The organism is Dokdonella sp., from assembly GCF_051958935.1.
Classification (GTDB): Bacteria; Pseudomonadota; Gammaproteobacteria; order Xanthomonadales; family Rhodanobacteraceae; genus Dokdonella_A.
Genome location: NZ_JBQCFP010000110.1, coordinates 18,425 through 30,748 on the forward strand (window position 1 = coordinate 18,425; position 12,324 = coordinate 30,748).

Genomic DNA, 12,324 nt, shown 5'->3' on the forward strand with positions numbered 1-12,324 from the left:
GATGCTGGCGCGCTCGAGCTGGATGACCGCACCGCTGCCCGGCCTCACCGCCGCCTTTGCGGCGCTGCTCGCATTCGTCGCACCCGGCGCGCATGCGCTGGAGCGGCCACCCGGCGACGCTGCCGACAGCGCGCGCATGATCGTCGTCGCAATCGCCGACAGGGCCGATCCCGCGCCGTCCGCGGGAGCGACTCCGCGCGGCTATGCAGGCCTGCCGGACTACGCCGGCGGCAGCGAACGCACGCGCGCCGCCGCGCGGCGCATCGCCGACGACTACGCGCTGCGCGAAGTGTCGGCGTGGACGATCGACGCGCTGCACCTGCGCTGCATGCTCTACGAATTGCCCGCCGGCAGTGATCGCGCCGCCGCGCTGGCGCGCATGCGCGGCGACCGCCGGGTGAGCCTCGCGCAACCACTGCAGGAATTCACCACCTATTCCACGGCTCCCGCCGCCACGGCTGCGCCCGTGCCGCCCGCGAGCGCCGGCGCGCCGTACAACGACCCGTACGTCGGCCTGCAACAGGGTTTCTCGCGCATCGGCGCGGCAGCCGCGCAACGCTGGGCGAGCGGCGCGAAGATCGAAGTCGCGGTGGTCCACACCGGGGCCGACGCCGCGCAGCCCGACCTCGCCGGCCGCGTCGTCGCGCAACGCGATTTCGCGACGCGGGCGAGCGAGCCTGCCGAGCGCGACCGCCACGGCACCGAAGTCGCGGGCGTGATCGCCGCGGTCGCCAACAACGGCGTCGGCATCGTCGGCGTCGCGCCAGGCACGCACATCCGCGCGCTGCGTGCCTGCTGGCCGGTCGAGGTCGGCGGCAGCGCCGCGCGCTGCGACACGTTCACGCTCGCGCAGGCGCTCGGCGCGGCGATTTCGTCCGGCGCGCGCGTGATCAATCTCAGCCTCGGCGGCCCGTCCGACCCGCTGCTCGAACAACTCGTCGCCAAGGCGATCGAGCGTGGCATCGTCGTCGTCGGCGCGGTGCCGCCCGATGCACGCATGGACGGATTCCCGGTCGATGTCGATGGCGTCGTCGCGGTGCGCAGCAGCGATTCCCCTGCCGTCTCCCGCCCGGCGCTCGCCGCACCCGGTCGGGACATCCTCACGCTCGAACCCGGCGGTCACTACGACTATGCGTCGGGCAGTTCGCTCGCGACCGCGCACGTGACCGGTGCGGTCGCGTTGCTGCTCGAAATCGATCCGCGCCTCGACGCCAAGGCGCTGTTCGCGCTGCTCGACGGCTCGAGCCGAAGCGCGGACGCCTCGATTGACGCCTGCGCCGCCGTGCGCAAACTCGCACGCAAGACCGGCAACTGCGACTCGACGACCACGGCGACGGGACTGGCCCATGCGAAGCTCTGACGTGATCCGGCGCCTGCTGGCGCTCGTGCTGGGATGCGCGACGCTGGTGCCGGTGCTGGCGCAGCAGAGCCGTGAGGACCTCGCGAAGTCGTTGCCGGCGACGAACCTGACCGGCGACGACGTGCACGCCGGCGCCGCGATGCTGGACCGGACCGTCGCGCCGGGCTTCGCCAAGGCGAAGGTCGCCGACAATCCAGGAGCACCGGGCGCGACCGCCGTCGGTGAGCGCACCTGCATCGCCTGCCACCAGCTCGAGAGCGAACACTTCACGCATACGTTCCATGCGCTCGGCCTGCACGCGGCGAACAAGGCCGACGCTTCCATCCCTGTATGCGAGACCTGCCACGGCCCGGGTTCCGCGCACGCGAAGGATCCGAGCGCGAAGGGCCTGATCATCGGCTACACGAAAGGCTCGGCCACGCCGATCGAAACGCAGACCAGGACCTGCCTCACCTGCCACGAGGGCGGTCCGCGCGACCACTGGCTGGGTTCGGTCCACCAGCGCAACGGCCTTTCCTGCAGCGATTGCCACAATCCGATGGCGAAGTTCTCCGCCGAAGGCCTGATGGCGAAGGCGTCGATCAACGACACCTGCGCGCAATGCCATCGCGACGTGCGACTGCAGTTCAACCGACGTTCGCACATGCCGCTGCCGGAAGGCCAGATGAGCTGCGACGACTGCCACAACCCGCACGGTTCGATCACGAGCCCGCTGCTGAAGACCAACAGCGTCAACGAAACCTGCTACCAGTGCCATGCCGAGAAGCGCGGCCCGTTCCTGTTCGAACACGCGCCGGTGCGCGAGAACTGCCTCAACTGCCACACGCCGCACGGTTCGAACCAGCAGACCCTGCTCGTCACGCCGCTGCCGTTCCTGTGCCAGCAGTGCCATTCGGGCCTGCGGCACCCGAACGACCTCCATACGCCCGGCTCGCTCGGCAACGGCCTGCATCCGGACGAACGCGCGATGGGGCGTGCCTGCGTGACCTGTCACGCGAACATCCACGGCTCGAACGCGCCGTCGGGTCCGAAGTTCCACGAATAGCACCGCGGGAGGACCGATGCGCACACCTCGCCTGCTCCGCCCGCTGCCGCTCGCCGTCGCGATCGCGGCGATCGCGACGAATGCCCGCGCCGACAGCGGCGTCGGCGTCGACACCTGGCGCGCGAACAAGCTCGATCCTGCCGCGGGCGCGACGATCGAGGGCTGCGACGAACGCGGCACGAGCTGGCTCGAAGCGGGCGTGCACCGCAGCCCGACCGGCAACCTCTACGCCTGTCCGCCACCGTCTCCCGTAACGTCCGCACACGGCGCGTGGACGACCTCGGGCGTCCTCAGGGTCGGCGCGGTCGCGACCGGCGGCGACGACGACAATGCACTGTGGAACCGCTACGTCGACTGGGAGGGCGGCATCGTCCTCGCCCTGCTCGCCTTCGACGCCGAACGCGCCGAAGACGGCAGCTACGTGAATGTGCGCGCGAGCCGGATCAGTGACGACGACGAGTACTACCAAGCCGTGTTCGGGCGCGCAGGCAGCTACAAGGTGCAGGCGTTCCTGCGCGACATGCCGAACCTCGTGACGAACACCGCCAAACCGATTTGGAACGGCGTCGGCACGAATCGCCTGACCTTGCCTGCGGGCTACGCGGCCGGCGCGAGCACGCCGGACGCGATCGCGGCACTGTCCGCCGCGACGCCCGAACGCACGCTCGGCGTGACGCGCGAGAAGCAGGGCCTCGGTTTCAGCATCTATCTCACGCCGCAGTGGACGGCCTATGCCAACGCGACCGACGAGCAGCGCCATGGCGCGCGCCCGTTCGGCGGGCCGTTCTTCTTCAACTTCCCGTTCCCCGACAACGGCGGCGTGCTCGAGACGGTCAAGCCGATCGACGATTCGACGGTGAACCTCGCCGGTGGCCTGCGCTACGCCGGCAGCGTCTGGCGCATGGATTTCGGCTACACCGGTTCGTTCTACCGCGACCGCTACACGCGCTACACCTACGAGATGCCGTTCGCGCTGAGTCCGCTCGTCGGTGGCGCGGTATCGGCGCCGCTCACCACCGGCCAATTCGCGACCGAACCCGACAACGATTACCACACCATCAAGGCGGCCTTCACGCGCAAGCTCCCGATGAATGGCGAGCTTTCCATCACCGCCTCCGGCGGGCGCATGAGCCAGGACGACACCCTGATCGCGCCGATCGACTGCCAGGGCGTGTTCGGCATCGGCCTAGCTGGCAGCCTGCAAACAGGGGCACAGAATCCGTTCCTTCACGACTGCGCGAACTGGAACACGCCCGCCGCGCTGTCGCGGCGCACGGCCGACATGCGCATCGACACGAGCCTGCTCGACGCGCGCATCGCGCTGCAGCCGGTTTCCGACCTCACGCTGCGCGCAGGCGTGCGCCATGAGCGCGAGGACTACCGCAACGTCTACCTCGCCTACAATCCGCTCACCGGCCAGTACGGCTACGTCAGCGAGAACGGGTCGCAAGGAAGCGTGGTGCCCGGGGAATCGGGCATCTGGGATCCGTCCGATACGTCGGCGATCACGCGCGTACGCAGCCTGCCGCTCGACATGGAGACCACGGAGGCGAACATCGGCGCCGACTGGAAGCTCGGCGCACACGACACGCTCGGCGCCACGCTCGCATTCAGCCGATACGAGCCGACCAACCGCGAACGGCGCAACGTCGACGACGGTAGCGTGAAACTCAACTGGACCAACCGCGCGATCGACTGGCTTACCCTGCGCGCGAACTACACGTACCTGCACCAGGACGGCGACCGCTACGACTACGACCCCTACGATTTCACCTATTCGATCAGCCTGCCCGGCTTCGTCGCGCCGCCCAACGGCGTGCCGGCGCATACGGTCGATGCGCTGCGCAAGTACGACGTCGCCAGTCGCAGCGAGCACAAGCTCGACCTCATGGCGACCTTCATGCCGCGCGAGGACATGACGGTCAGCGCTTCGCTTCGCGGCGACTTCAACGACTATGATGCCGAACTCGGGCGGCGTGGCTACGACACGCTCGGCGCGACCGTGCAATGGGAGTGGCAACCCGCGGCCGGCACGCATGCGAGCGTCTATTACGGCTACGACCGCTCCCGGTTGCGCCTGGCCAACATCAACGAGATCTTCGACAGCGGCTCGGATCCGAGCCTGGGCGGCAGCACCTACGCCGAGATCGGCCGCTGGTGGGCCGACGATGCGCAACGCAACCACAATGCCGGGGTCGTGCTCGCGCACGCGTTCGGCCGGGTACGCGTCGATGCGAGCTGGAATTACCTGTACGCGCGCGGCAGTACCGACTATCGCTTCGCTTCGCCGCTCGCGCTCGCCTGGGCCGATACCGTGACCGGCGACGGCGCCGGCTCCGGCTCGTTCCCGGCGATGACCTATCGCGTGAATTCGTTCAGCGTCGGCGTGCGCATCCCGTTGCACGAGCGCGTCGCGCTGCGCGTGTTCGACCTGTACGAACGCGGGCGAATCAGCGACTGGCACTACCTCGGTTTCGACGCGATGCGAACGTTCGACCATCGCGTATACACCGACGGTGGGCCGCAGGGGTATGACGCCAATCTCGTCGGCCTACTGCTCGACGTGCGCCTGTGACGGGGGCCGCCATGATCGCCATCGAACGCCTGCGCCGCCTGCTGCTCGCGACCGCCCTGCTCGGCGCGCCATTCGCGCACGCGTCGGACGACCTCATCGACCTGCGCGGTGTCGCCCCGGTCCGCGGCGACGCAGCCGCGGGCAAGGCCAAGGCGGCCGTGTGCGGCGCCTGCCATGGGCCGCTCGGTGTCGCGATGGTGCCGGCGTTCCCGAATATCGCGGGCCAGAAGGCCGATTACCTCTACTGGCGCCTCGTGACCTTCAAGCGCGCGGGCGAGGCAGACTCGCCGATGACTGCGCAGGTGGCCCAACTCGACGATGCGGCGATGCGTGATCTCGCGGCCTGGTTCGCCAGCCTGCCGCCGGCTGCGGGTAGCGGCGCCGTTGCCGGAATGCGAGGGGCGACGATCTATCGCGATGGCGATCCTGCGCGCGGCGTGCCGCCCTGCCAGGGCTGCCACGGCGCGGATGCACGCGCCCGCGTCGGCACCGCCACCGACGACGCACGCACGCGTCTGTATCCCGTCCTCGGCGGCCAGCACGCCGCCTACCTCGCCGACCGGCTCGAGGACCTCGCGACCCACGCCCCGCGGACGAGCACGGCGCAGGTGATGGCGCCGATCGCGCGCTCGCTCGATGCCGCCAGCATCGAGGCGATCACGCACTGGCTCGAGGCGGGTGCGCCGTCACCGGACGCGCCCCAGGCCCCCGGCGGGAGCCCCACGGTGAACCCTGCGATCCCGGAAGGGACGCACTGACCGACGCCCCGCAACCGGGCCGCCCGCAAACACCTCAGGAGTACGAACCCATGCGCAAGTCCGCTTCCCTGCCCACGCTGATCCTCGCCCTGGCCGCAGGCCCCGCGTCCGCGATCGACCACACGGTCCACGTCGGTGGTGCTGGCCTCGTTTTCACGCCTTCGAGCATCGACGTACTCGTCGGCGACACCGTCACCTTCGTCAATGACGGCGGCTTCCACAATGTCGCATCGGACGCCGGCGCACCGCTCGCCTTCCGTTGCGCCAACGGCTGCGACGGCGCGGGCGGCAACGGCGACGTCAGCAATGCCGGATGGAGCGCGACGATCACGATCACCCAGGCCGCCGCACACGGTTCGATCGGCTACCATTGCGACGCGCACCAGGGGTCCGGCATGGTCGGCACGATCCAGGTGACCAATCCGGTCGACCTGCAGTCCTATTCGATCGACTGAAGACCGCGCGCGCCGGGGGGCTCCAGCCCCGCCGCGCAGGCCGCACAAGGGTGATTCGAGGTGCACCGCGCCCCCGGCGTCGCCCCCGCTTCCATTGCCGCGAAAATTCTTTTAGAATTCCGCGCTTTCCGCGTTCAAAACCCGTTGCGAGGCGTTTCCATGAAAGTGCTGTCGTCCCTCAAGTCCGCCAAGGCGCGCCATCGTGACTGCAAGGTCGTGCGTCGCCGTGGCAAGGTGTTCGTGATCTGCAAGAGCAACCCGCGTTTCAAGGCGCGCCAGCGCTGAGCGGAGCTTGGCTCCCGGATTCTGGAGAAAGGGCCGCTTCTTGCGGCCCTTTTCTTGTGCGCCATCGCACATCCGGCGCCGGGTCATGGAACCATCGGCAGGGTTCTGCTAAAAAGGCGGCTGCTGGTATGGATCAGTGGCAGTTCCTCCTTTCCCGACAAGGATTTGAGCCATGTTTGTAAAGCTTGTTCTCGTAACGGCGACCAGCCTCGCGGCGGCGATCCTGATCGCCCCGACCGCCCATGCCGACACGCTCGATACGAAAGCCACGAAGCGCCACCACCACCATGCCGTGTCCAGCGCGGCCTCCAACATGCCCGTCCGCGGCATGACGATGGCCCAGGTCGAACGTCGCTTCGGCGCACCGGCCGAGAAGCTTGCGCCCGCCGGCGGCGACACGGCGCGCCATCCGACGATCAACCGCTGGCGCTATGCCGGCTACACCGTCTACTTCGAACGCAATCGCGTGCTGCACAACGTCGTCGACGAGGCGCCGCCGGCGCCGAAGTCCTGATCGATGGGGCGTCGCTTGCGCCTGCCTGCCGAATGGGAACCGCAGGCAGGGGTGATCATTGCCTGGCCGCATGCGGATACCGACTGGGGCCCGCGCCTCGCGCGCATCGAACGCGCCTACGTCGGCCTCGCGGCGGCCATTGCGCGCTTCGAACCCCTGGTCGTCTGCGTCGCCGATGCGGCGGTGCGTGCACGGGCGAACGCGCTGCTCGCCGAAGCGGGCGTCGCGACCGCACGCCTGCGCTTCGTCGAAATCGCCTACGACGACACCTGGCTGCGCGACTCCGGCCCGCTCACCCTCGCCGGCGACGGCAGGTTCGAGCTGCTCGACTTCCGCTTCACCGGCTGGGGTGGCAAATACGAAAGTGGCCGCGACGATGCGCTGGTCGAGACGCTGCACGCACGCGGTCTGTTCGGCGACGCCACGCACCGGCGCATCGACTGGGCGCTCGAAGGCGGCGCGATCGAGGTCGATGGCAAGGGCAGCCTGCTGACGACCTGGCGCTGCCTGCACCAGCGCCATCCGCGGATGAGCCGCGCCGAGATGGATGCGCTGCTGCGCGATGCATTCGCGGTCGAGCGGGTGCTGTGGCTCGAACACGGCTACCTCGAAGGCGACGACACCGACGCGCACATCGACACGCTCGCGCGTTACGCGCCCGGCGACGCGATCGTGCTGCAGACCTGCGACGACCCGTCCGATCCGCACCACGCCGAACTCGCGTGCATGCGCGCGGAAATCGCGGCGCTGCGCACCCCGGGAGGCCAGCCGTACCGCTTGCACGATCTGCCGTGGGCGCGTGCGATCGTCGATGGCGGGCGCCGACTCGCGGCGTCCTACGCGAACTACCTCGTCGTCGACGGTGGCGTCGTCATGCCCGCGTACGGTGATCCTTCCGACGCCGCGGCGGCGCGCGTGATCGCCGAGGCACACCCGGGTCGGGAAGTCGTCGCGGTCGATGCGCGCGAACTGATCTGGCAGAACGGCAGCGTGCACTGCCTCACGATGCAGCTTCCGGCAGGCGTACTCGCCGCCTGAGCGGGGCTCAGGCGTTCGCCTGGTCCGGCGACACCGGCGCGACGAGTTCGAGCCGGTAGGTGCCGCGGCCGGCCTGCTTCGCTTCGTAGAGCATCGCATCGGCACGCGCGACGAGCTGCGCCGGCGGCAGCGGGCAGGCCTGGCAGGCGGCGACGCCGATGCTCGTGCCGATCGCGAGCGTCAGCCCTTCGCTGCGCAGTTCGAAGGGACGCGACATCGCCATCACGAGCTTGGTCGCGATCGTGCGCACGCGCTTGACGTCCGGAATGCCCTCCATCACGACGACGAACTCGTCGCCGCCCAGGCGCGCGACCGCGTCGGACGCGCGCACGTTCTCGCCGAGCCGCGTCGCGAACGCGCGGATCAGCGCATCGCCGACCGCATGGCCGTGGGTGTCGTTGACCTGCTTGAAGCGATCGATGTCGAGGTAGAACACCGACAGCAGCCATTCCTTCTCGCGCGAGCGCGCGATCGCCGCGTCGAGCCGCTCGTGGAACGCGGCGCGGTTCATCAGGCCGGTGAGCGGGTCGATGCGCGCGAGGTGGATCAGGCGCCGCTCCTCGCGCTTCTTCGAGGTGATGTCCTGCACCATCGCGTGCACGCCGATCACGCTGCCGTCCTTCTCGGCCGTCTCCGGGATGAAGGTGATCTCGACGCACTGGTATTCGTCGCCGTCGCCCTCTTCGTCCTCGAACGTCACGCGTTCGCCGGCGAGGGCACGGCCGAGGTACGGCTCGCGCCGGGCGTATCTCGCTTCGCCGAGCACGGCCTGCAGGTTCTCGCCGACGATCGTCGGCGCGTTCGCCGCATAGGCGCGGCGGAACGCTTCGTTGGCGAACACGAAGCGCAGCTGCGCGTCGACGTAGGCGATCTTGACCGGCAGGGTGTCGGCGACCGTGCGCAGGCGCTGTTCGCTCAGCTGAAGTGCCTGCTCGACCGCGCGCATCGCGGTGATGTCCTGCGCGTAGCCCATCACGTAGGCGGCGCCGTCCGCATCGGTGTAGAGCCGGTTGCGGTACTGCCAGACGAGTTCGGCCCCGTCGCGGTTCTGCACGCGCATGAAACCTGCGTCCTCGCCGGAGCGCGCGATGCGTTGCTGGTATTGGTCGATGAGGAAGCGCAGATGCGGCGGTGCGAGGTCGCGCAGCGGCGTGCCGAGCAGGTCGCCGACGCTGCGCCCGAGCGCTGCCGCAGCCGCCGGATTGATCGACAGCAACGTGCCGTCGAGCTCGTGGATCCAGATGAAGCCGGTGCTGTGCTCGAAGAAGTCGCGGAAGCGCCGCTCGCTCGCCTCCAGCGCACGCATCGCGCGCCGCTCGGCGGTGACGTCGCGCGCGCGCAGCAGCAGCACCTCGCGGCCCGAGAGCGCGGCGCGCTCGGCGAACGACTCCACTTCGATCTCGCGCCCGTCCTTGGTGCGATGCCGGCCGACCGCGGTGCGTCCCGCGGGCGGCAGGTCGGGGCCGACCGCGACGCCACGCGGGCGCAGGTCGGGCACGCTCAGCTCGGCGAATTCGGCTTCGGTGTAGCCGTAGGTCTCGGTCGCGGCGCGGTTCGCGCCGATGAAGCGCAATGTGTTGGGATCGCAGATCCACACCGGGTGCGCGTCGAGATCGAACACGGTACGCAGGCTTACCTTCTGCGTGCGCTGCTCGCGCGCTTGCAGGACGCCCTGCACGGCGAGGCGCAGCGCGTAATGCAGCACGAGCGGCTGCAGCCCTGGCAGCGCGAGCGCGTCGCTGGCGCCACGGCTGACGGCGAGCTCGCACAGGGTACGGTCCTGGCGCCCGAGCAGGGCGATCAGCGCGACGTCCGGCGCACGCGCGCGCAGCTTCGCGACCGATTCGAGCTGGCGTGCGCCGGCGACGTACAACACGACGGCGTCGAATGCCTTGTGCACGAGCCGCGCGACCGCCTCGTGCGTGCCGGGGCAACTCGTGATCGATGCACCGGAATCGACGAGCAGCGCGCGCAGCCCCGTCTCGTCGGCATTGCCGACGACGACGAGGACCTCGAGTGCAGCATTCGCCCCGCCCGTGCCGGTCATCCCGCCTTCCTACACCGACCCGGCCTGTTCCACAACAGGCGCCCCGCCCCCATGGTCCTTCCCCCGTTCGCGATCCGCGCTAACATCCCCGGTTTGGATCCCCGCCTCGACGCCATGTCCACGAAAACCCTGAAGGTCGCCCTGCTGCAGGAAACCGACCGCGGCAGTCGCGACGCCAACCTCGATGCGATCGAGGCGGGCCTGCGCGAAGCCGCCGCAGCGGGCGCCCGCCTCGTGCTGCTGCAGGAGCTGCACAACGGACCCTACTTCTGCCAGCACGAGCACGTTGGCGAATTCGATCGCGCCGAAGCGATCCCCGGCCCGAGCACCGAGCGCAGCGGCGGCCTCGCCGCGGAACTCGGGCTCGTCGTCGTCGCCTCCCTGTTCGAACGCCGCGCCGCGGGCCTTTACCACAATACCGCAGTGGTGTTCGATCGTTCGCGCGCGATCGCCGGCAAGTACCGCAAGATGCACATCCCCGACGATCCGGCATTCTACGAGAAGTTCTACTTCACGCCGGGCGACCTCGGTTTCGAACCGGTGTCGACCTCGGTCGGCAGGCTCGGCGTGCTCGTCTGCTGGGACCAGTGGTATCCCGAGGGTGCCCGCCTGATGGCGCTCGCCGGCGCCGAGCTCCTGCTCTACCCAACCGCGATCGGCTGGGACCCGGGCGACACCGACGAGGAGAAGGAGCGCCAGCGCGACGCCTGGATCACCGTGCAGCGCGGCCACGCGGTCGCCAACGGCGTGCCCCTGCTCGCCTGCAACCGCCCCGGGTTCGAGGCCGCGCCCGACGGCGCGCGCGGCATCCAGTTCTGGGGTTCGAGCTTCGTCGCTGGCCCGCAGGGCGAGTTCCTCGCCCGGGCGAAGACCGAAGGTCGCGAGCTGCTGCTCGCCGACGTCGATCTCGGCCGCAGCGAGAACGTCAGGCGTATCTGGCCGTTCCTGCGCGACCGCCGCATCGATGCGTATGCCGACCTGACCCGGCGGTACCGCGATTGAACGCCGACGCCCCGGGCCATGAGCCGATGAACACCGACCTCGCCCCGTCCGACGCCCTCGCCGGCCAGCCGATCGCGCGCGTGCGGCGCGGCGAAGTCGAGTATGTGCTGCTCGGCACCGCGCACGTCTCGCGCGTCAGCGCAGACGCGGTGCGCGCGATCCTCGAGCGCGAGGAGTTCGATGCCGTCGCGGTGGAGCTGTGCGAGCCCCGTTACCAGTCGATCCGCGATCCGGAGGCATTCCGCCGCCTCGACCTGTTCCAGGTGATCCGCCAGGGCAAGGTCGGCCTGGTCGCCGCCAATCTCGCGCTGTCGGCGTTCCAGCGCCGCCTTGCCGAGCAGTTCGGCATAGAACCCGGCGCCGAGATGAAGGCCGCGATCGATGGCGCGGACGAACGCGGACTGCCGGTGTGGCTGGTCGACCGCGAGATCGGCGTCACCCTCAAGCGCGCGTACCACAGCGTCGGCTTCCTCGATCGCCTGTCGATCGTCGGCGGGCTCGGTGCGAGCGTGCTCTCGCGCGAGGACGTCAGCGAGGACGAGATCGAGAAGCTCAAGCGCGGCGACCTGCTCGGCAGCATGTTCAACGAATTCGCGCGCGAGTCGCCGCCGCTCTATGACGCGCTGATCGGCGAACGGGACCGCTACATGACCGCTCGCCTGCGCGAGCAGGCCGCGTCCGGCGAAGTGCGCCGCGTGCTGGTGGTGATCGGCGCCGGCCACCTCGCCGGCATCCAGCGCGAGCTGTCGAGCCAGCACGAGATGCCGCGGCCGTTGGTCGAGAAGCTGTCGCAGGTGCCGCCGCCGTCGCGCTGGCCGAAATGGCTGGCGATCGGCGTGTTCGTCGTCATCGCCGGCGCGATCGGCTTCGCGTTCACGCGCGGCACGCGCGCGGGCGCCGACGCGCTGCTCGCCTGGACGCTGTTCACCGGCTGCGGCGCGGCGCTCGGCGCGATCATCGCGGCGGCGCACCCGCTCAGCGCACTCGCCGCGTTCATCGCCGCGCCGCTCAAGCCGTTCCGGCCCGGCGTGCCGGCGTCGGCGTTCAGTGCCGGTGTCGAGGCGTGGCTGCGCAAGCCGCGCGTCGCCGACTTCGACAGCCTGCGCGACGACGTCGCGCACTGGACCGGCTGGTGGAAGAACCGCATCGCGCGCACCCTGCTCAACTTCATGTTCGTGACGCTCGGCACCATCGTCGGCGAGTACGTCGCCGGCTTCCACATCATCAAGAACCTTTTGTGACCAT

The 12,324-nt window shown here is 69.7% G+C and carries 11 protein-coding genes; 10 read left to right on the top strand and 1 reads right to left on the bottom strand.

The genetic code is table 11. The features are described 5' to 3' along the window. The first annotated feature begins 1 nt into the window (after position 1). The 8 genes from ACTHK2_RS10805 to ACTHK2_RS10840 all read left to right on the top strand — a co-directional run bounded on the left by ACTHK2_RS10805 (position 2) and on the right by ACTHK2_RS10840 (position 8,030). Positions 2–1,360, top strand: a complete 1,359-nt coding sequence (locus ACTHK2_RS10805; protein WP_440245716.1) for a S8 family peptidase — start codon at positions 2–4, stop codon at positions 1,358–1,360. Then, positions 1,347–2,405: a DmsE family decaheme c-type cytochrome gene (locus tag ACTHK2_RS10810; protein WP_440245717.1), complete on the top strand. Its 1,059-nt coding sequence runs from the start codon at positions 1,347–1,349 to the stop codon at positions 2,403–2,405. The genes ACTHK2_RS10805 and ACTHK2_RS10810 overlap by 14 nt, the downstream gene beginning before the upstream one ends. A gap of 16 nt (positions 2,406–2,421) precedes the next feature. Beyond that, positions 2,422–4,980, top strand: coding sequence for an MtrB/PioB family outer membrane beta-barrel protein (locus ACTHK2_RS10815; protein ID WP_440245718.1), 2,559 nt, complete (start codon positions 2,422–2,424; stop codon positions 4,978–4,980). Between the two features lie 11 nt (positions 4,981–4,991). Beyond that, the gene (locus ACTHK2_RS10820; RefSeq protein ID WP_440245719.1) at positions 4,992–5,738 is read left to right on the top strand and encodes a c-type cytochrome; all 747 of its coding nucleotides are present in this window, start codon (positions 4,992–4,994) and stop codon (positions 5,736–5,738) included. A gap of 50 nt (positions 5,739–5,788) precedes the next feature. Then, on the top strand, positions 5,789–6,193 hold the full coding sequence (locus ACTHK2_RS10825) for a cupredoxin domain-containing protein (RefSeq protein WP_440245720.1): 405 nt from the start codon (positions 5,789–5,791) through the stop codon (positions 6,191–6,193). 159 nt (positions 6,194–6,352) lie between these two features. Beyond that, positions 6,353–6,478 carry a type B 50S ribosomal protein L36 gene (gene ykgO / locus ACTHK2_RS10830; protein WP_010342887.1) on the top strand — a complete coding sequence of 42 codons (126 nt, stop codon included), beginning with the start codon at positions 6,353–6,355 and terminating at the stop codon, positions 6,476–6,478. Between the two features lie 172 nt (positions 6,479–6,650). Beyond that, the gene (locus ACTHK2_RS10835) at positions 6,651–6,992 is read left to right on the top strand and encodes a hypothetical protein (RefSeq protein WP_440245722.1); all 342 of its coding nucleotides are present in this window, start codon (positions 6,651–6,653) and stop codon (positions 6,990–6,992) included. A gap of 3 nt (positions 6,993–6,995) precedes the next feature. Continuing rightward, positions 6,996–8,030, top strand: a complete 1,035-nt coding sequence (locus ACTHK2_RS10840; RefSeq protein WP_440245723.1) for an agmatine deiminase family protein — start codon at positions 6,996–6,998, stop codon at positions 8,028–8,030. Positions 8,031–8,037: 7 nt separating this feature from the next. On the opposite strand, the gene ACTHK2_RS10845 is transcribed toward ACTHK2_RS10840, so the two are convergent. After that, on the bottom strand, positions 8,038–10,077 hold the full coding sequence (locus ACTHK2_RS10845; protein ID WP_440245724.1) for a diguanylate cyclase: 2,040 nt from the start codon (positions 10,075–10,077) through the stop codon (positions 8,038–8,040). A gap of 114 nt (positions 10,078–10,191) precedes the next feature. Here ACTHK2_RS10845 and ACTHK2_RS10850 point away from each other — a divergent pair, with 114 nt between their 5' ends. Both ACTHK2_RS10850 and ACTHK2_RS10855 read left to right on the top strand, forming a co-directional pair. Then, entirely contained in the window at positions 10,192–11,079 is an 888-nt protein-coding gene (locus ACTHK2_RS10850; RefSeq protein WP_440245725.1) for a carbon-nitrogen hydrolase, read from the top strand. A gap of 26 nt (positions 11,080–11,105) precedes the next feature. Then, positions 11,106–12,320 (top strand): TraB/GumN family protein, encoded by a 1,215-nt coding sequence (locus tag ACTHK2_RS10855; protein WP_440245762.1) that lies wholly within the window; start codon positions 11,106–11,108, stop codon positions 12,318–12,320. Positions 12,321–12,324 lie beyond the last annotated feature (4 nt).